The 17,250-nt window shown below is 32.3% G+C and carries 17 protein-coding genes; 2 read left to right on the forward strand and 15 right to left on the reverse strand.

Features of this window, described 5'->3' with window-relative positions; all coding sequences use genetic code 11:
* Nucleotides 1-6 precede the first annotated feature (6 nt).
* The 13 genes from B5D41_RS04855 to B5D41_RS04915 form a co-directional block, all read right to left on the reverse strand.
* A complete protein-coding gene (locus B5D41_RS04855; protein WP_078809489.1) occupies nucleotides 7-1,602 on the reverse strand; it encodes a CTP synthase in 1,596 nt (531 codons plus the stop codon).
* A gap of 115 nt (nucleotides 1,603-1,717) precedes the next feature.
* Nucleotides 1,718-1,873: a XapX domain-containing protein gene (locus tag B5D41_RS04860; protein WP_078809490.1), complete on the reverse strand. Its 156-nt coding sequence runs from the start codon at nucleotides 1,871-1,873 to the stop codon at nucleotides 1,718-1,720.
* Nucleotides 1,874-1,988: 115 nt separating this feature from the next.
* A complete protein-coding gene (argS, locus tag B5D41_RS04865) occupies nucleotides 1,989-3,671 on the reverse strand; it encodes an arginine--tRNA ligase (protein ID WP_078809491.1) in 1,683 nt (560 codons plus the stop codon).
* Nucleotides 3,664-4,089, reverse strand: a complete 426-nt coding sequence (locus tag B5D41_RS04870) for a YwiB family protein (protein WP_159442887.1) — start codon at nucleotides 4,087-4,089, stop codon at nucleotides 3,664-3,666. The genes argS and B5D41_RS04870 overlap by 8 nt, the downstream gene beginning before the upstream one ends.
* A gap of 108 nt (nucleotides 4,090-4,197) precedes the next feature.
* Entirely contained in the window at nucleotides 4,198-4,644 is a 447-nt protein-coding gene (locus tag B5D41_RS04875) for a DUF441 domain-containing protein (protein ID WP_078809493.1), read from the reverse strand.
* Between the two features lie 47 nt (nucleotides 4,645-4,691).
* The gene (locus B5D41_RS04880) at nucleotides 4,692-5,777 is read right to left on the reverse strand and encodes a hypothetical protein (protein WP_078809494.1); all 1,086 of its coding nucleotides are present in this window, start codon (nucleotides 5,775-5,777) and stop codon (nucleotides 4,692-4,694) included.
* A gap of 79 nt (nucleotides 5,778-5,856) precedes the next feature.
* Complete coding sequence (locus tag B5D41_RS04885) at nucleotides 5,857-6,813, reverse strand: acyl-CoA dehydratase activase (RefSeq protein WP_078809495.1); 957 nt, start codon at nucleotides 6,811-6,813, stop codon at nucleotides 5,857-5,859.
* Nucleotides 6,810-7,895, reverse strand: a complete 1,086-nt coding sequence (locus B5D41_RS04890; RefSeq protein WP_078809496.1) for a CoA protein activase — start codon at nucleotides 7,893-7,895, stop codon at nucleotides 6,810-6,812. Before B5D41_RS04890 ends, B5D41_RS04885 begins: the two co-directional genes overlap by 4 nt.
* Nucleotides 7,886-8,875 carry an acyl-CoA dehydratase activase-related protein gene (locus B5D41_RS04895; protein WP_078809497.1) on the reverse strand — a complete coding sequence of 330 codons (990 nt, stop codon included), beginning with the start codon at nucleotides 8,873-8,875 and terminating at the stop codon, nucleotides 7,886-7,888. Before B5D41_RS04895 ends, B5D41_RS04890 begins: the two co-directional genes overlap by 10 nt.
* A 257-nt stretch (nucleotides 8,876-9,132) precedes the next feature.
* Nucleotides 9,133-10,464, reverse strand: a complete 1,332-nt coding sequence (glnA, locus tag B5D41_RS04900; RefSeq protein WP_078809498.1) for a type I glutamate--ammonia ligase — start codon at nucleotides 10,462-10,464, stop codon at nucleotides 9,133-9,135.
* Between the two features lie 125 nt (nucleotides 10,465-10,589).
* Nucleotides 10,590-11,489, reverse strand: a complete 900-nt coding sequence (locus B5D41_RS04905) for an alkaline phosphatase family protein (RefSeq protein ID WP_078809499.1) — start codon at nucleotides 11,487-11,489, stop codon at nucleotides 10,590-10,592.
* 135 nt (nucleotides 11,490-11,624) lie between these two features.
* Nucleotides 11,625-12,290 (reverse strand): response regulator transcription factor, encoded by a 666-nt coding sequence (locus B5D41_RS04910; protein WP_078809500.1) that lies wholly within the window; start codon nucleotides 12,288-12,290, stop codon nucleotides 11,625-11,627.
* The gene (locus tag B5D41_RS04915) at nucleotides 12,262-13,710 is read right to left on the reverse strand and encodes a sensor histidine kinase (protein WP_078809501.1); all 1,449 of its coding nucleotides are present in this window, start codon (nucleotides 13,708-13,710) and stop codon (nucleotides 12,262-12,264) included. The genes B5D41_RS04910 and B5D41_RS04915 overlap by 29 nt, the downstream gene beginning before the upstream one ends.
* Before the next feature lie 204 nt (nucleotides 13,711-13,914).
* Here B5D41_RS04915 and B5D41_RS04920 point away from each other — a divergent pair, with 204 nt between their 5' ends.
* Nucleotides 13,915-14,256: a hypothetical protein gene (locus tag B5D41_RS04920; RefSeq protein WP_078809502.1), complete on the forward strand. Its 342-nt coding sequence runs from the start codon at nucleotides 13,915-13,917 to the stop codon at nucleotides 14,254-14,256.
* A 56-nt stretch (nucleotides 14,257-14,312) separates the two neighbouring features.
* On the opposite strand, the gene nadE is transcribed toward B5D41_RS04920, so the two are convergent.
* Nucleotides 14,313-15,041 (reverse strand): NAD(+) synthase, encoded by a 729-nt coding sequence (gene nadE, locus B5D41_RS04925; protein ID WP_078809503.1) that lies wholly within the window; start codon nucleotides 15,039-15,041, stop codon nucleotides 14,313-14,315.
* A 129-nt stretch (nucleotides 15,042-15,170) separates the two neighbouring features.
* Here nadE and B5D41_RS04930 point away from each other — a divergent pair, with 129 nt between their 5' ends.
* The gene (locus B5D41_RS04930) at nucleotides 15,171-16,358 is read left to right on the forward strand and encodes a M24 family metallopeptidase (protein ID WP_078809504.1); all 1,188 of its coding nucleotides are present in this window, start codon (nucleotides 15,171-15,173) and stop codon (nucleotides 16,356-16,358) included.
* Nucleotides 16,359-16,590: 232 nt separating this feature from the next.
* Here B5D41_RS04930 and B5D41_RS04935 read toward each other — a convergent pair whose 3' ends face one another.
* Complete coding sequence (locus B5D41_RS04935) at nucleotides 16,591-17,235, reverse strand: ABC transporter ATP-binding protein (RefSeq protein WP_078809505.1); 645 nt, start codon at nucleotides 17,233-17,235, stop codon at nucleotides 16,591-16,593.
* Nucleotides 17,236-17,250 lie beyond the last annotated feature (15 nt).

Below are 17,250 nucleotides of genomic sequence, written 5' to 3' on the forward strand. Positions count from 1 at the left end.
CTCTACTTAAGAATTTAAAGCCGCTTCAACAAAGTCCTTAAATAATGGGTGTGGTCGATTAGGTCTAGATTTGAACTCTGGATGGAATTGACTAGCCACAAACCAAGGATGATCTTTTAGCTCGATAATCTCTACTAACTTATTATCAGGAGAGACACCACTGAATATCATCCCTGATTCTTCAAAAAGTTTACGATAATGGTTATTAAATTCATACCGATGTCTATGTCTTTCATAAATAATTTCATTATGATAAGCCGCATCTGTCAATGTATCTTCTTTAACTTTACATGGATAAGTACCTAATCTCATAGTTCCACCTTTATCTTCAATATCCTTTTGCTCTGGTAGAATATCAATTACTGGATCTGAAGTAATATCATTAAATTCAGAGCTATTAGCCCCTTGAAAACCACAAACATTTCTGGCAAACTCAACCACTGCACACTGCATTCCTAAACAGATACCTAAAAACGGAACTTCTTCTTCCCGAGCATAGCGAATCGCATTAATCTTACCTTCAATACCGCGATCACCAAAGCCACCTGGTACTAAAATTCCATCAATATCCTCTAAATAGTCCTTAGCCGCTTCATCTTCTAAATCTTCAGCATAAATCCACCTTATATTAATATCAGAATCATTGGCAATACCAGCATGTTGCAATGCTTCTACAATACTAATATAGGCATCCTGTAATTCTATATACTTACCAACAATTGCAATAGTTGTCTCTTTTTCTAAATTCTTAATCTTATTTACAATATCTTGCCATTCTTCTAAATTAGGCTTTCCAGCCTCTAAACCCAATTTATTAGTAGCAATATTAGCTAACCCTTCTTCTTCTAGAATCAAAGGAACATCATAAATACATTCAGCATCAATAACTTGGATAACCGCCTCTTTGTCAATATCACAGAAAAGAGCTATCTTATCTTTAACAGATTCAGTTAAGTCACGACCTGTTCTACAGACTACTACATCAGGTTGAATCCCAATACTCCTTAATTCTTTAACACTATGTTGTGTTGGCTTAGTTTTTAACTCTCCGGCCGTCTTCAAGTATGGAATCAAAGTACAGTGAATATACATAACATTTTCTGCACCTAAATCTCCTTTAAACTGTCTAATTGCCTCAATAAATGGTAAGCCTTCGATATCACCAATAGTACCACCAATCTCTGTAATTACTACATCAGCATTGCTTTCTTTTCCTACTCTAGTCACTCTCTCTTTAATTTCATTAGTGATATGAGGAATAACCTGCACAGTACCTCCGAGATAGTCACCGCGTCTTTCTTTAGTAATTACTGACTGATAGATCTGGCCTGTAGTTACATTACAATTCTTAGTTAAATTAATATCAATAAATCTTTCATAATGTCCTAAATCCAAATCTGTCTCTGCTCCATCGTCAGTTACAAAAACCTCTCCATGTTGATAAGGACTCATAGTACCTGGATCAACATTTATATATGGGTCAAATTTTTGAATGCTTACTTCTAACCCTCTTGCCTTAAGTAACCTCCCTAACGAAGCAGCAGTGATTCCTTTTCCCAAAGAAGAAACAACTCCTCCGGTTACAAAGATATATTTTGTCATAAAAACACTCCCTTGGATGAATTAATAAAAATGGATCTTTTCAAGAAAAAAGACTAGGAGATTTTAGGGATAAATGCCCTGAGCATTCCTAGTCCCAAATTAAATTTAAACACTATTAAAAGTAAGTATTAATAGCTAAATAACCTAGATAAATGCCTATTATCCCCATAACCCCAGCCAAATTAGGAGGAGCCGGAATTGGAAGATTTAGAAATGAAAAGATACTGCCTAATATGAATCCTGATAGAGTTGACAACAATGCTAATTTCAACTCACTAAACCTCCTTAATAATTAGTTTATCCCCTTGTATATCTAATTTATTTCAATGACTAGGATATGTTTTCTACTGAATTCATTTGCATATTTATTATATATTATCTTATATCTACATATTCTCTGGTGCTGAAATACCTAATACCTTTAACAGATTAAGCAAAACTTGTTTTGTAGCTAACAATAACTGAATACGAGCCTGCATCAATTCTTCATCCTCAATCAAAACCCGACATTTATTATAAAAACTATGAAATCTAGCAGCTAAATCATGAGCATAACTGGCCATATGATGAGGGGCTCTACTTTGAGCACTCTTTTCTAATTCATCTGGATATTTAACTAATTCTTGAATTAAATCTAACTCCACATCTGTATCTAACTGCTCTAAATTAACTTCTGAAAGATTAGCAACTGTAACTTCTTGCTCTGCTAATTGATCTAAAATACTACAAATTCTAGCATGTGCATATTGAATATAATAAACAGGATTTTCAGTTGATTCTTTTTTAGCTAATTCCAAATCAAAATCTAAATGACTATCAGTATTACGCATAGTATAGAAATACCGAGCAGCATCTCGTCCTACTTCTTCAACTACATCTTTTAATGTAACAAAATTTCCTGCTCGTTTTGACATAGAAAACTGCTTACCATCTCTTAATAGAGTAACCATTTGAACTATAATTACCCTTAACATCTCTCGATCATAGCCTAAAGCTTCTACAATAGCTTTCATTCGTTCAATGTAGCCATGATGATCTGCTCCCCAAACATTAATTACTTCCTTAAATCCTCGTTCATATTTATCATTATGATAAGCTACATCTGCAGCCAAATAAGTAGGAGATCCGTCATCTTTAATCACAACTCTATCCTTATCATCTCCAAATTCTGTAGCTTTAAACCAAAGAGCTCCTTCATCTTCATAAATATAATCATTATTCTTTAGTTCTTCAACTACTTCATTTATCTTGCCTTCTTGATGTAAACTTCTTTCACTAAACCAATTATCAAATTCAATACCAAACCCTAATAAATCTTCTTTAATGTTATTCAATAATTCTTCATAAGCAACTTCTCTAAAGTATTCATAATCACCAGACTCAATAGTAGTTAAATATTTCTCACCATGCACATTAAATATCTCAGCAGCTATATCTTTAATATATTCACCATGATAAGCATTTTCTGGTAATTCAGCCTCAGATCCAGTCAATTCTTTATAACGTAAAGCAACTGATTTACCTAGTAAATCCATTTGATTACCGGCGTCATTTATGTAATACTCTTTAGTAACATCAAATCCGACCTCTGCCATAATACTACCTAATACATCTCCTACTACTGCACCTCGAGCATGACCTACATGCAATGGCCCAGTTGGATTAGCACTTACAAACTCTACTTGTACTTTCTCACCTTGACCAAAATCACTACTTCCATAACTCTCTTTTTGTTCTAAAATCAACCCAACTGCTTCATATAGCCACTCATTACTTAAATAAAAATTAATAAAACCAGGTCCTGCTATCTGTACTTTGGAAATCAAGTCTACTTCTGTTAAATAATCAACTATAATTTGAGCAATATCTCGCGGTGCCATTTTAGCTTGTCCTGCTAGTACCATTGCAATATTAGTAGCATAATCTCCATGAGCTTCTTCTCGTGGAACTTCTAACATAATCTCTGGTACATTTTTTAGGTCAAGTTCACCTGCTGTTATAGCCTCATTAATAGCACTTCTTATTTCTTCTGCTAATTTACTCCTAACCTGATTGACTAGATTAGCCATTAAGATCCTCCTCATAAGTAATAATTAACTGATTTTGACTGATTAATCTATCATTTCCATCCTTTAAAACATATTCTAACTTAATATCTCCGCTATTGGCATCAGTCTTAATCTCAACCTCATTTACTACTAGTTTAAAGCTTAGCTTCCCATAAGGAGTCACATAGTCAAAAGGACTACTATCGCCAGCTTTAAACTCCTGTTTCATTCGTACCCCACCATCACGAATTAAAGTAATCATATCTTCCTGAATTTTAAGAGTAGTAATTGTATCTTCCGTTTCAACTAACTCTTCTTTATACCTTAGATAGTACCCTATCTTTTTTTTATAAAGCTGTCCATCAACAGCAAAAGAATGTCTTTCTTGATTACCTACATCATCAGTTTGAATATTCTCCACATTTACTACTACTTGCAAAGTATCTACCCCCGACTTAACTTTCGACTTCAACATTATTATATTATATCTGTTTAAATTTAATTTTTCAAGAAATCTTTTCTACTCTAATATAAAAGAATAATCAAATCATTTAAATAATTTAATTAACACGGCTGTGATACCACTAGCAATTAATGGACCGCTGGGCATCCCCTTAAAGAATGCTATTCCTATAATAATACCAGCTACCAAATTAGGGATCACTTCAGGAGAAGTACTCATTAAACTTAACCCTTCTTTTGTAAATTGAGTCACTAAAACTCCCATAATTACTGAAATTATCCCGATAGGACTCTTGATAGTCTCTACAATCTCTAACAGATCAACTTCTCCAGTAGCCACTGGATTCAATACACCTAGCATAATTAAAATAATTCCTAATTTAATGCTATATCTATCAATAATCGGAAAAATGTTGTCCAGTTTAAGTATTCTTAAACTCAATAATAGGAGTGAAGATATAATCAATGAATTATTCTTAGATATTATTCCTAGAATAAGTAATATAAATAATACTAAATTTATTTGAGCCATCTTTACGCTCCTTTCATATCGACAAACCAAGCATAACTAAAACATTCCTAGGCTAGGAATGTTTTGGGATTTTTCTTTTTTTGTTGTAATAGATCAACAAAGGCTTCCAATCTGGTTTGGACTCCTGTAGCACTCGAATGTTCATCCAAAATTAAAGTTAGAATCGGAATTTCTAAATTCTCTTCTATCTTTGTAAATAAACTTTTAGCTATAATCTCCGGCATACAACCAAATGGTGCCAATTGTATAACACCATCATAATCTTTTTCTCCATATAATACAGTCTCTCCTATAGTTTCTAGTCCAAGCCCTCCGACTCCTTCTTTTAAGTAATCTTTAGCAGCATTAATCACTTGTCGATTACTGGTCAGTCCTAACGCACCAAAGATCAAATTATTTTTTACCCATTTACTTAAGAAGACAGCCCTATCTATCTTAACTCCTAATTCGTTTAACCTTCGTTCTACATCTAAATTAGCAAAGGACTCTGAAACAGTATATATATCGCCGACTATACCTATTCTTAGTAAGTTATTTGGTTGTTGAGGTCTTATTTCCAATAGCTCTATTTTAAATTTTTCTTTAATTCTAGATAATTCTTTATGGCCCTTAGCTTTTAAAATCAATTCCAAATACTTATTATCTAACCTTTGGCTCACTCCCTTGGATAAGTAGGCACTTTCCATTAACTTAAACTTTTTTAACTCTTCAAGCAGGATTAACTTCGCCCATGCTAACCTTAAGACAAATCCCGCTTTAATTAAACTAAAATCGGAAGAAAGCGTCCTGAAGACTTCAATTATTGAGCTTATCGGTGGCTCTAATATATATATTTCAAAGTCATATCCTAAATCCTTCAAAATATCATTGGCTAGTTCTCCAAAATGCCCAAAACGACACGGACCATTACCCCCAGCAATAATTAAAGCATCTGCTCCTAAATCTAATGCTTCAATAAAGTTACCTAACACAAATTTAAAGGGTAAACATGCTGACTCTGGAGAATATTTAGTTCCTAAATTTAACGTTCTTTTGGTTAATGGCGGTGGAACTATCATATCTATCTTAAGATCTCTTAAAAAACTCTGTAATGGAATGCTTAAGCTCCCCATCTGGGGAAATGTTACCTTCATCATCTCTCCTCCTAATTAATCATTAATTTTATGGTTATTATTAACAATTGATTAAGAGAAAATACATACTTGAATAAACTTAAGCTAAATCCCATCTATTACATCTATATCCCCAACGAGAAACTAATTCTCCATTCATTCTAATTTCTATTACTTCACATAAGTTAGCACAATTATCACATTCAAAGCTAGCTGGAGTATAATCTATCTCTGTTACATTCCAGCCTTTAAAGTCAGTCTTTCCACCTTTTTTAGCAACCTCTTCTTTTGCCAATAATGCTGCACCAATAGCCCCCATCACATCATGATGTTTAGGAACTATAATCTCAGTTTCTAATTCTTCAGCAAAAGCCTCTTTAATCCCAGCATTAGCTGCTACCCCTCCTTGAAAGACAACAGGAGCTAATATGTCTTTACCTTGCCCTACATTATTGAGATAATTACGAACTAATGCCTCACATAATCCGGCAATAATATCTTCTAAACTATGTCCCATCTGCTGCTTATGAATCATATCAGACTCTGCGAAGACCGAACATCTTCCAGCAATTCTAACCTTATTTTCTGATTTCAAAGCCATATCTCCAAACTCTTCAATAGGAATACCTAATCTAGCAGCCTGTTGGTCTAAAAATGACCCTGTTCCTGCAGCACAGACAGTATTCATAGCAAAATCAACTACTATTCCATTTCTTAGAATAGTTATCTTTGAATCTTGTCCGCCGATTTCTAAAACTGTTTGAACATCTGGCACAATATGAGATGAAGCTACAGCATGTGCCGTAATTTCATTCTTAACTGTATCTGCTCCAACTATTACACTGGTTAAGTTTCTACCACTACCAGTAGTCCCTATACCTCTAATCTCTAGCTCATCGGCCAATCTTGTTTTAAGCTTTTTTAGACCTCTCTGCACAACATCAATTGGTTGCCCTTGAGTACGTAAATATAATTTATCTAATACTTCACCTTTAGAATCTATCACAACTAAATTAGTACTAACTGAACCAACATCTATTCCTAGATATCCTTTCATGAAATCTTCTCCCCCGTTTTATCTCTTTTTTTAGCTAATAGATCAATAAATGCTTCTAAACGCGTATTAACCCCTGCCTTTCCTGTTTTCTCATCTAAAAATAGAGTTAAAAAAGGAATATTCCTGTCTTTACTAACCTGAGGCAAAATACTTTTGGCTACAATCTCCGGAATACAAGTAAATGGGGCTAACTGAATTACTCCATCAAAATCATTTTGAGCATATAAGATAGTATTCCCCACTGAATCTTGCCCATGACCACCTACTAACTGATCTAAGTAAGGCTTAGCAGCTTTAACCACTTCATCTTCTCCTGGCATAAAGAAAGTATGATCTTTAGTCCATCCAGTTAAATAAATTGAACGATCTACTTCAACTCCCATCTCACCTAAAGTCTTTTCAATCTCTAGATTAGCAAACGGCTCTAAAACAACATATATCTCTCCAATAATGCCTATTTTCAAAGGATCATAATTATGATCTTGAGGAACATCATTTAATAATTGCAAACTCTTCTCTTTAGCATTTTTAATATCTTTTTTAGTGTTAGCGGCTGTAAGGACTCTTTTAACCTTAGCAAATGCTTTAGTCGTGTCCCCTTTTTTTAGCTCTCGGGGACGAACTTTATGACTTAACCGTTCTACCTCATCTAAAACCATTAACCTATACCATTCCTTCTTGATTAACTTAAATATTTGCCACCAAGACAAATGTGGTCCAGCAACTTTTCGAATATTATTAAAGAAACCTTTAAAGCTATCAGTCAAGGCCTCAAAGACTACCATTTCAAATTCATATCCTAAATCTTTCAAGATTTTTTCTTGTAATTGAGCATAATGTCCAGCTCTACATGGCCCTCTACCACCAGAAGTTATTATTAAATTAGCCCCTTCTGCTAATGACTCTATATAAGTTCCTAACAATATTTTAAAAGGTACACAAGCAAATTCTGGTGCATATTTAGCACCTAAACTTAATGTCTTTTTGCTAGGCTGTTTAACAATAACTTCATGTCCTAGTTCTTCCATGATAGATTTAAAAACAATATTAGATGTCCCCATATAAGGAAAAGTTACCTGCATTGCCGCTCCCTCCTTAGCTTTAACATATCTACAAATGCTTCTAATCTAGTGACTAACCCTGCTTCACCAGTATGTTCATCAATAGTTAAAGTCATAAAAGCTATATCTTCTCTATCTTTAGCAGCTAATTGTAATAATTTATTTACCATGAAATCTGGACCACATCCAAAAGCTGTTATGTGAATCAAACCATCTATCTCCCCAGTTTCATAATAATGATATCCTGCTTTAACTATTTGATCACTAAATGTCCAAAAGAGTGGCTTCTTTAATTTATGACCTTGCTTATCTAACTGATCTTTAGTTAACATATCAGCTGTAACTACTTCTAATCCAAATTCTCTTAACTTTTGTATCATTCCAACTGAAACATATGGATCATAAAGAATATACGGATAACCTAACACTGCTACTTTCAGTAAGTCTTTATTAGGTTTAAAGTCTAAATTTACATCATCTCCCTTTAATTTCTGCATTGCCTCTATAAATGTATACCCTTGCTTTAATAAACGATTAAACCTAGCAAAATAATCCTTTGCCTCTTTAAATGCTAAATAAATTTTTAAAGGGTTCTTAGTTAATAATGATCCTACCCGATAGATAACCTTAAATAATTCAAACTCACTTTCTCTTAAGTCTACCCTTGGCGCAATTATTTCAGGTAGATCATCTAAACTATTTTCAATCATATCTGGTAACCCTAAAAATTTAGGACAATAAACTTGCTTACCGTTAGTACTAACTAACCTTGGAATAAAAATATATTCAGCTCTATCTTTCAAATCTAAAACATGACCATGAAATAACTTAATAGGAACACATGCATCATTAACAGTCTTCTTAACCCCATCATCAATTATATTTCGAGAGGTATTCTTGGATGGAATTACCTCTGCTCCTAATTCAGTAAAGAATTTCTCCCACAAAGGATAATAAGCATAATAAGATAGTGTTTTAGGAACCCCAATTTTAACTACCATCTCTACCACTCCACTTCCTACTAGATTAATTAAATATAATTAATACACGATTTACTCTCTTTACATATTATTACTCATTAACTATATAATATATTTTTCGTTATTAATTATCAAGCTTCCTGCCTAATTAAATGAATAATTTTAACTCTAAAATAGAAAATATGCAAGCATCTATAATAGATACTCGCATATAACTTTAATTATATCTCTGAATTTTATTTAGAAAGCTTCTAATTCTTTAGAAAGTTTCTAATTTTTTAGAAAGTCTCTAAATATTGATCTAACTCCCATTGATGAACTTGAGTCTTATAAACATTCCATTCTATTGTCTTAGCTTTAACAAAATGATTATAAGTATGATCTCCTAAAGCAGATTTAATCACTTCATTCTGTTGTAATTCAGTGATTGCTTCCGTTAAATCACCTGGTAGACTTTCAATTCCTGCATCCTTCCTCTCAGATGCAGTCATATCATAGATATTATCAAGCGCTTCTTTACCGGGATCAATCTTATTCTTGATTCCATCTAATCCTGCCTTTAACATAACAGCCATAGCTAAATATGGATTTGCAGCCGGATCAGGGTTTCTAAGCTCTACTCTTGTCCCAATACCTCTAGAAGCTGGAATTCTAACTAAAGCACTTCTATTAGCACCCGACCAAGAGATATAAACTGGCGCTTCATAACCTGGTACTAACCTCTTATAAGAGTTAACCGTAGGATTAGTAATTGCCGCAATAGCTTTAGCATGCTTTAACAAACCACCAATGTAATAATAAGCTATTTCACTTAATCCACGTTCATCTTCTGGATCATAGAATGCATTTTCACCATCTTGAAATAGTGATTGATTAACATGCATACCTGAACCATTCTCTCCAAAGATAGGTTTTGGCATAAAAGTGGCATGTAAACCATGATCTTTTGCAATAGCTTTAGTTACAAATTTAAATGTAGCTATATTATCAGCTGTTCTTAATGCATCAGCATACTTAAAGTCAATTTCATGCTGTCCAGGTGCTACTTCATGATGTGAAGCCTCTACTTCAAACCCCATAGCATCTAATGCTAAAGAAATATCTCTTCTTGTATTATGGCCTAAATCTACTGGTGATAAATCAAAGTAACCGCCTTTATCATTAGTTTTAGTAGTTGGCTCACCATTCTCATCAGTTTCAAATAAGAAAAACTCAGGTTCAGGGCCAGCAAACATTTCATAGCCTAATTCTTCAGCCTCTTCGATTACTTTCTTTAAAATATTTCTTGGTCCACCTGAAAACGGTTCTCCATCAGCAGTATAAACATCACAAATTAATCTTGCTACTGAACCATCATCTTGTGGTCTCCAAGGAAAGATTGTAAATGTTTCGTAATCAGGTTTTAAATACATATCAGACTCTTGGATTCTAGTAAACCCTTCAATAGAGGAACCATCAAACATTATTTCGCCATCCAAAGCATCCTCTAACTGTTCTATTGTAATAGCAACATTCTTCGTAATTCCTAAAATATCAGTAAACTGTAATCTAATAAACTTAACATTCAATTCTTCTGATTTCTGTAAAATTTCTTCCTTAGTTAATGACATATTCTTCTTACCTCCTAATTATCTTCATTCTCACCTTTTTAAATATAATCACTAAATTCTTCTTTTCAATTGTAACAAACATCGAATTGTATGTCAAGTTAATGTCAGGTTATTTAACACTTATTTTACATGCTTTTGAATGAATCAACTATCATAGGTGCTAAATCAGTTAAATCAAAAATAGATTTCCTTATTTCTTCTTTAAAATCCCCAATAAGAATAGTTGGCACTCTATTTTTAGTATGAGTCTTAGAACTAATATCCTCAATATTTCCATGATCACTTGTTAACACCAATAAAGTAGTATTCCAATCTAAGCGTTTAAATAAATTCAACAAAAACTCATCTAAATCTTCAATAACTTGTATTGATTCTTCTAGATCCTGCTTATGACCTACAATATCTGATCGAAAGTATTCAAATAGAATAAAATCATATTCTTTAGTAGCATTAACCAGTCTAGAAGCTGACTCCCTTGGAGTAACCTTAGGTAAATCGTAACCTTTATTTATTAATATCTGTTGAGTAAGATCATGATATAATGATTCCCCAGACAATAAATTTTCCACGTTATTAAACCTTACTCCTCCAGCCATGGCTGCCAATGTAGTCGCTGAATGATATCTTGTCTTTTCAAAATAATCGTTAGTATAAGTATTAATAAAATGGGTCTTTAGACCCATTTTATTAATCTTTTTAAATATACTTTCCTCTTTAATAATCTTTTGTAAAGTAGGAGTGGGAAAACCACTAATATGTCTCCCTAGCTTTTGGGCAGCATTAACTCCTGTAAAAATAGCTGTCTGTCCAGTAGCACTTTGTGGTAATCCATCAACACCCAAAGAAGCATCTGTAGGAATTAAGGTAGCTATTTCTGAATTATGATTTCCTATCTCTTTAGTTAAATCAAAACCACCTAATATACGATTCAAACCTGGTGTGTTTGCAGCAACTAGTGGATTAAATTTACTAGAGTTTTGACCTAAACCTAGTCCATCAATAAATATCATAATTATTTTGGTCATAATTTTAACTCCTTTTTAGTATTATTTCCTAAAAAACTACTTTGTATTTTGATTTAGTTTAATAATTTTAACTTACTTGCATATTAAAAAAGACAAATGGCAGCCCATTTGTCTTACATCAAATTCTATTTATATCTAAATCCCTAACTGTTTATGTAATTTCTCCTTCATTCTTTTCCTAGTAATATAAGTTGCAGCCTCTACTCGATTATTCAAATCTAATTTTCTTAAAATATTACTTACATAATTTCTAACTGTCTTTTCAGCTAAATGAATTCTCTGGGCAATTTCTCGATTTGTTAAACCTTCTGCTAAAAAATTAAGAACTGCTTCTTCTCTATCAGTTAACTTATTCTCTTTCTCTAATTCATCCTCCGAGTGTCTCATATGTTCTAAAACCTTTTGAGTAATTCTAGAATCTAATAATGATTCTCCTTGACTAACCGCTTCTATTGCTTCTATTAATTCTTGACTATTTATTTCTTTTAATATATAACCACTAGCACCAGCCATAATAGATTTAACTATAGCCTCGTCTTCTGCATAAGAACTTAACATTACAACTTTAATATTAGGATGATTATTACAGATCTCCCGACAGGCATCAACCCCATTACCTGATGGCATTCTAATATCCATCAGTACCACATTAGGTTCATGCTGTGCTGCCTTCTTAACAGCTTCATCAGCAGAACCGGCTTGAGCAACAACTTCAAACTCTGCTTTCCGCTCCAGTAAAACAGCTAAACCAGTTCTCACTACTTCATGATCATCAACTAGCATTATTTTTACTGCAGACATTTTTTATCACCTCATAAGGAATTTTGATTATCAATTCTGTTCCTTCTTCTTTAAGTGAATCTAATATAAATTCACCATCTAATGCTTTAACTCTTTCTTCTATATTTTTTAAGCCTTGTTGTTTCCCAGATTTACCATTAATATTTTCTTGATTAAACCCAATTCCATTATCCGTTAATTTGATTATTAGTCCATTATTTTCGTAAACCTTTAAAGAAAGCTTATTCGCTTGTGAATGTTTCTTAATATTATTTAAACCTTCTTGTAAAATATGATAAATATTATCCAATGGTTGCGGGAAGAGCTTGGTCTCTTTAGAAAGATTATATTCAAAATGAATTTCTATATCATTCGAATCAAAATTAGCCAATATATCTTTTAATAGTTCATAAAATAATCCTTCTTTTAAAATTTTAGGCTTTAAATCCATAATATACTTCCTAAGTTCACCAATAATAGAATTTAAATCACTTATTCTATCATTAATTCTCTGTTTAGCCTTAGGAGGATTCTCCTCAATCAAATATGAAATATGTTCTAACCCTAAACCTACCCCGTAAATTGATTGAATAATCCCGTCATGTAAATTTCTACAAATCCTCTGTCTATCTTTTAAGACTGCCTTTTCCTTCTTAAGTTTTTCTAATATATGATAGTATTCTAAATTATAAATTTCTAAAATCCCTATTAGAAAATATGTCATCCCTAATCCTATGATAGTTCTAAATATCTGCACTGGTAAGTTAAATGTAGCAAGAAAAGTATCATTATTAACATATTTAGATAAAAAACATATACCTTCTGGTACTATTAAACCAGCTACTACTCCATATAACCCCATTAGAGCTATAAAGCCATAAAGTTTATTCAATATTTTACCCTTATGCAAAGCCTTTAGCTCAGATTTCTGCAAAACCAAGGCATAACAAGTTATAATTGTACCTGGCAAGGCTAATAAATATCTAGCCCATATATCTCCAAAACTTGAGCAAGAATTCACATTCATAGTTAATAATTCAGATTCAAAATGAGCATATAGTATCATCCAAAATAGCAATAAAATCCAAGGAATAGTTAATAGTCTCCTAGATTTTTGTTTAGTTTTTACAAATAAATGTACTCCAAAATAGAAAAGAAAAACATATGAAAAAGCCTCCATAAATAATCTTAAAATATGCATTTTATTAATAATACTTGTTGAAAGACTATCTGCTTGCAGAGGGATAAAAATATATCCCCATTCATAAATCCCATGCAAGATCCCAAAACCAGCTAAGAAGATAAGACTATTAGCTAATCTAAAATCGCTATTAGTTCTATTTTTAAGTAAAATAGTAAACCCTAACATAAAAAAGACTAAACCATAAATAAAATAAATTAAATTCATATTTTCTCTTAATAAATTTTGTATTAATTCCATTAAAGGGTATTTCCCTTCCTAATATTATTAAAAATTCTAATATTAAATTCCTAAAATAAAAACTTACTGTTATTAGCTTGTTTTCTAGATAACAAGCGTAAAATCCTGCAAAACGCTTTAATATTAAAAGTAAAATTCCGGGAAATAAAGGAACTATTTTTTCAATCAAGAAATAAAGAAAGAAAAGGAAGGGAGATGAATTAATTGAAAAAGAACCTAACTAACTTATTAATCTTTATCTGTGTAATTCTAGCTATTTTAGGAATAAGCTATAAACTAAATAAAATAAACAATAAACAGATTAAAAATCCTGGTTTACAAATTACTATTGAAGGCGGAGGTAAAATAATTAAAAATAATATAAAAGAATTGATAATTTTTAAAGATAAAGGGGGAGAATTAGAATATTTACAGATAAAAGATCTTGAAAATAAAGAAGAAGAAGTCTATAACTTCGATAGAATCATTAATTTGAATTATGGACCTAAAATTAAACAAAAAATTAAGTTTAAGCCTTTATCACAGCTACAATCTGAAGTTAAGTAATTATTCTAATTAATTAATTTGCTAACTGCTAAGCAAGAAGCGGAACTATTCACCTATTAAAACTCTGGTACCGGAGGTAAACCTAATTTATGTGAGCTTTTAGCATCTAATTCTTCTATCTTTCTCTTAACTTTTGGTTCTGCTTCACCCGTTAATATGTAGTGATCCAATTCTTTATAAGTAATACCCAACTCTTCTTCATCAGTCTGGTCATCCCATAAACCTGCAGAAGGTGGTTTATTAATTATTTTATCTGGTATCCCCAAATACTTTGCCAATTCTCTAACCTCAGTTTTAACTAGATTTCCTAATGGTGCTATATCTACTCCACCGTCACCATGTTTAGTAAAATAACCTATCTTTAATTCACTTCGATTATCAGTACCTACTACTAATCTATTTAATTTTGCAGCATAATAATAAAGAGTGGTCATTCTTAGTCTAGGTTTAATATTAGCTATAGCCATATTATCCTCTTTCTTACTTTCTTCCACTCCTATTTCTGATAATAATACATCAAAAGGTTCATTTAAATTAATAACCTTTACACCAATATTGAATTGATTAGCAACTAATTTAGCATCTTCAGCATCATTTGAATTACTATAACAAGGTAAGATCAACCCTACAGTATTATTAGGAAATGCTTTTCTACATAGGACTGAAGTTACTGCTGAATCGATTCCTCCACTTAGTCCTATAACTGTTCCTTGACAACCTGCATTTTCTACTTTCTCTTTTATCCAATGAATTAATCTTTTGCTTAATTTAGCATAATTCCTCATATGAGAACCTCCTCTTGTTTTCTATTATATCACAAATAATTTTAACTTAAAGATAAGAAAATCATTATTTTAATATTCTACCAAATATGGTATACTAACCTTAAAATCTCTATCATAGGAGGGAAAAATTTGAAAACAATACCACAAGAAGAGTTGTTTCATAGAATCGAAGGCTTTCAAGAGAAGTTAAAAGAAAAAGGAACAGACCTAGCCGTAATCATTCAAAATGCTGATCTCTACTATTTTTCAGGAACCATTCAAGCTGAATACTTATTTATTCCACAAGAAGGTGAACCAGTATTACTAGTTCGTCGCGGTAGTGAACGAGCTCAAGCAGAATCTAGTTTTAAAAAAATAATAGAATTCAAAAGCTCACGGGAAATCCCAAACATTTTAACTCAAGAAGATATTGAGCTACCAGAAGAATTAGGATTAGAATTAGATGTATTATCATATCAGGTTGCTACTAAATTACAACATATATTAGAAGCTGATAAATTAGTTAATATTACAACGGTAATTCGACAATCAAGAATGATTAAGTCTGATTATGAAATTATATTAATGAAAAGAGCAGCCAATCAATTAAAGAAAATCCCTACTTTAATAAAAAGTAACTTACAAGAAGGCATGAGCGAATTAGAATTATCATCTATAATTGAAGAACACCTCCGCTTACAAGGACATCCTGGTAGAATAAGAATGAGAGGTTTAACCAACGAAATGCCGATAGGTGTTTGTGTTAGTGGTGATAATGCTGAAGTTCCTCTTAAAACTGATGCTTTATGTGGAGGCCCAGGGATTCATGCTAGTATTGGAATCGGTTCTTCTAAAAAGAAAATTATCGAAGGTGAACCAATTGTAATAGACTTTGTTAGTAACCATCATGGATATCATGTTGATCAAACTCGTTTAGCTGTATTAGGAGAACCAAGTGCATATTTGCAAGAAACTTATGAAAAATCAGTAGAACTTCTAGATAAATTGAGTGAGTATTTGCTTCCTCAACATACCTGGCAGGAAATTTATGAGCAAGGAAAAAGGCTTGCTGAAGAATTAGATGTAGCTGATTATTTTATGGGCCATGGTGAGAATAAAGTTAGATTTGTAGGTCATGGAGTAGGTTTAGAATTAAATGAATTTCCTTTCTTAGCCGATGGTTTAGACATTGATTTGGAACCTGGAATGACTATAGCCTTAGAACCAAAACTATTAATTCCAGAATTAGGCGCCATTGGTATTGAAAACACATATCTAATTACTGAAGATGGACCTCAAAATCTAACTACATCTTCTGAAGAATTAATTATTGTTTAATAAAAACTCCTTTTTAGATAAATAGTAATAATATATCATCTTGTTAGAGTGGATGAACTTTATTGAGCTAGTAAAGTATACTTTTAACCGAAATAAACAAAGCTCCCCTGTCTATAAGGGAGCTTTGTTTATTAAAACTAAAATCAAATTTAAGATTTAGACTCAAAAGTATGACAGTTAGTCTTTGCTTCATTGGAAGCTGAAGTACCTCAACCATCTACATTAACCTCAATCACAATTGACCATGATCTAAATTTATCTGTCGTTCAGCTAATTTACCAACTTTTGGATCATGAGTTACCATCATAATCGTATGACCATTTGTATGTAACTCTTCAAATAAATCTAAAACTATATTCTCGTTTTCTTTATCTAAGTTTCCTGTTGGCTCATCAGCTAAAATTAATTTAGGATAATTAATTAATGCTCTTGCTACACAGACTCTCTGCTGTTCTCCTCCAGATAACTCTTTAGGCAAGTGATTAGCGCGATGACCTAAACCCACTTTTTCTAATGCTTGTTTAGCTTCCTTTTCATCAGCCATACTATGATAGTACTGAGCCACCATTATGTTCTCTACAGCTGTCAAATACGGTACTAAATGAAATTGCTGGAATACCAAGCCAATCTTCTCTCTTCTAACCTTAGTTAATTCTTTTTTATCCAGTTCAGAAATATCTATATCATCTATCTTAACAATCCCTTTGCTAGGAGTGTCCATACAACCAATCAGGTTTAGCATTGTGCTTTTCCCAGAGCCAGAAGGCCCCATAACCGACACCCACTCTCCTTCTTTAATCTCCAAATCAACATTATCTAACGCTCTAACATCTTCACCATATATTTTAGAAACATTCTCTAAAGTTATTAATCCCATTCTTATTCTACCTCC

The organism is Selenihalanaerobacter shriftii, assembly GCF_900167185.1.
Taxonomy (GTDB): Bacteria; Bacillota; Halanaerobiia; order Halobacteroidales; family Acetohalobiaceae; genus Selenihalanaerobacter; species Selenihalanaerobacter shriftii.

Coding starts and splice junctions, on each gene's coding strand:
- B5D41_RS04855 (WP_078809489.1), bottom strand. CDS start 1,602: ATGACAAAATATATCTTTGTAACCGGAGGAGTTGTTTCTTCTTTGGGA.
- argS (WP_078809491.1), bottom strand. CDS start 3,671: ATGGCTAATCTAGTCAATCAGGTTAGGAGTAAATTAGCAGAAGAAATA.
- B5D41_RS04875 (WP_078809493.1), bottom strand. CDS start 4,644: ATGGCTCAAATAAATTTAGTATTATTTATATTACTTATTCTAGGAATA.
- B5D41_RS04880 (WP_078809494.1), bottom strand. CDS start 5,777: ATGAAGGTAACATTTCCCCAGATGGGGAGCTTAAGCATTCCATTACAG.
- B5D41_RS04885 (WP_078809495.1), bottom strand. CDS start 6,813: ATGAAAGGATATCTAGGAATAGATGTTGGTTCAGTTAGTACTAATTTA.
- B5D41_RS04890 (WP_078809496.1), bottom strand. CDS start 7,895: ATGCAGGTAACTTTTCCTTATATGGGGACATCTAATATTGTTTTTAAA.
- B5D41_RS04895 (WP_078809497.1), bottom strand. CDS start 8,875: ATGGTAGTTAAAATTGGGGTTCCTAAAACACTATCTTATTATGCTTAT.
- glnA (WP_078809498.1), bottom strand. CDS start 10,464: ATGTCATTAACTAAGGAAGAAATTTTACAGAAATCAGAAGAATTGAAT.
- B5D41_RS04905 (WP_078809499.1), bottom strand. CDS start 11,489: ATGACCAAAATAATTATGATATTTATTGATGGACTAGGTTTAGGTCAA.
- B5D41_RS04910 (WP_078809500.1), bottom strand. CDS start 12,290: ATGTCTGCAGTAAAAATAATGCTAGTTGATGATCATGAAGTAGTGAGA.
- B5D41_RS04915 (WP_078809501.1), bottom strand. CDS start 13,710: ATGGAATTAATACAAAATTTATTAAGAGAAAATATGAATTTAATTTAT.
- nadE (WP_078809503.1), bottom strand. CDS start 15,041: ATGAGGAATTATGCTAAATTAAGCAAAAGATTAATTCATTGGATAAAA.
- B5D41_RS04935 (WP_078809505.1), bottom strand. CDS start 17,235: ATGGGATTAATAACTTTAGAGAATGTTTCTAAAATATATGGTGAAGAT.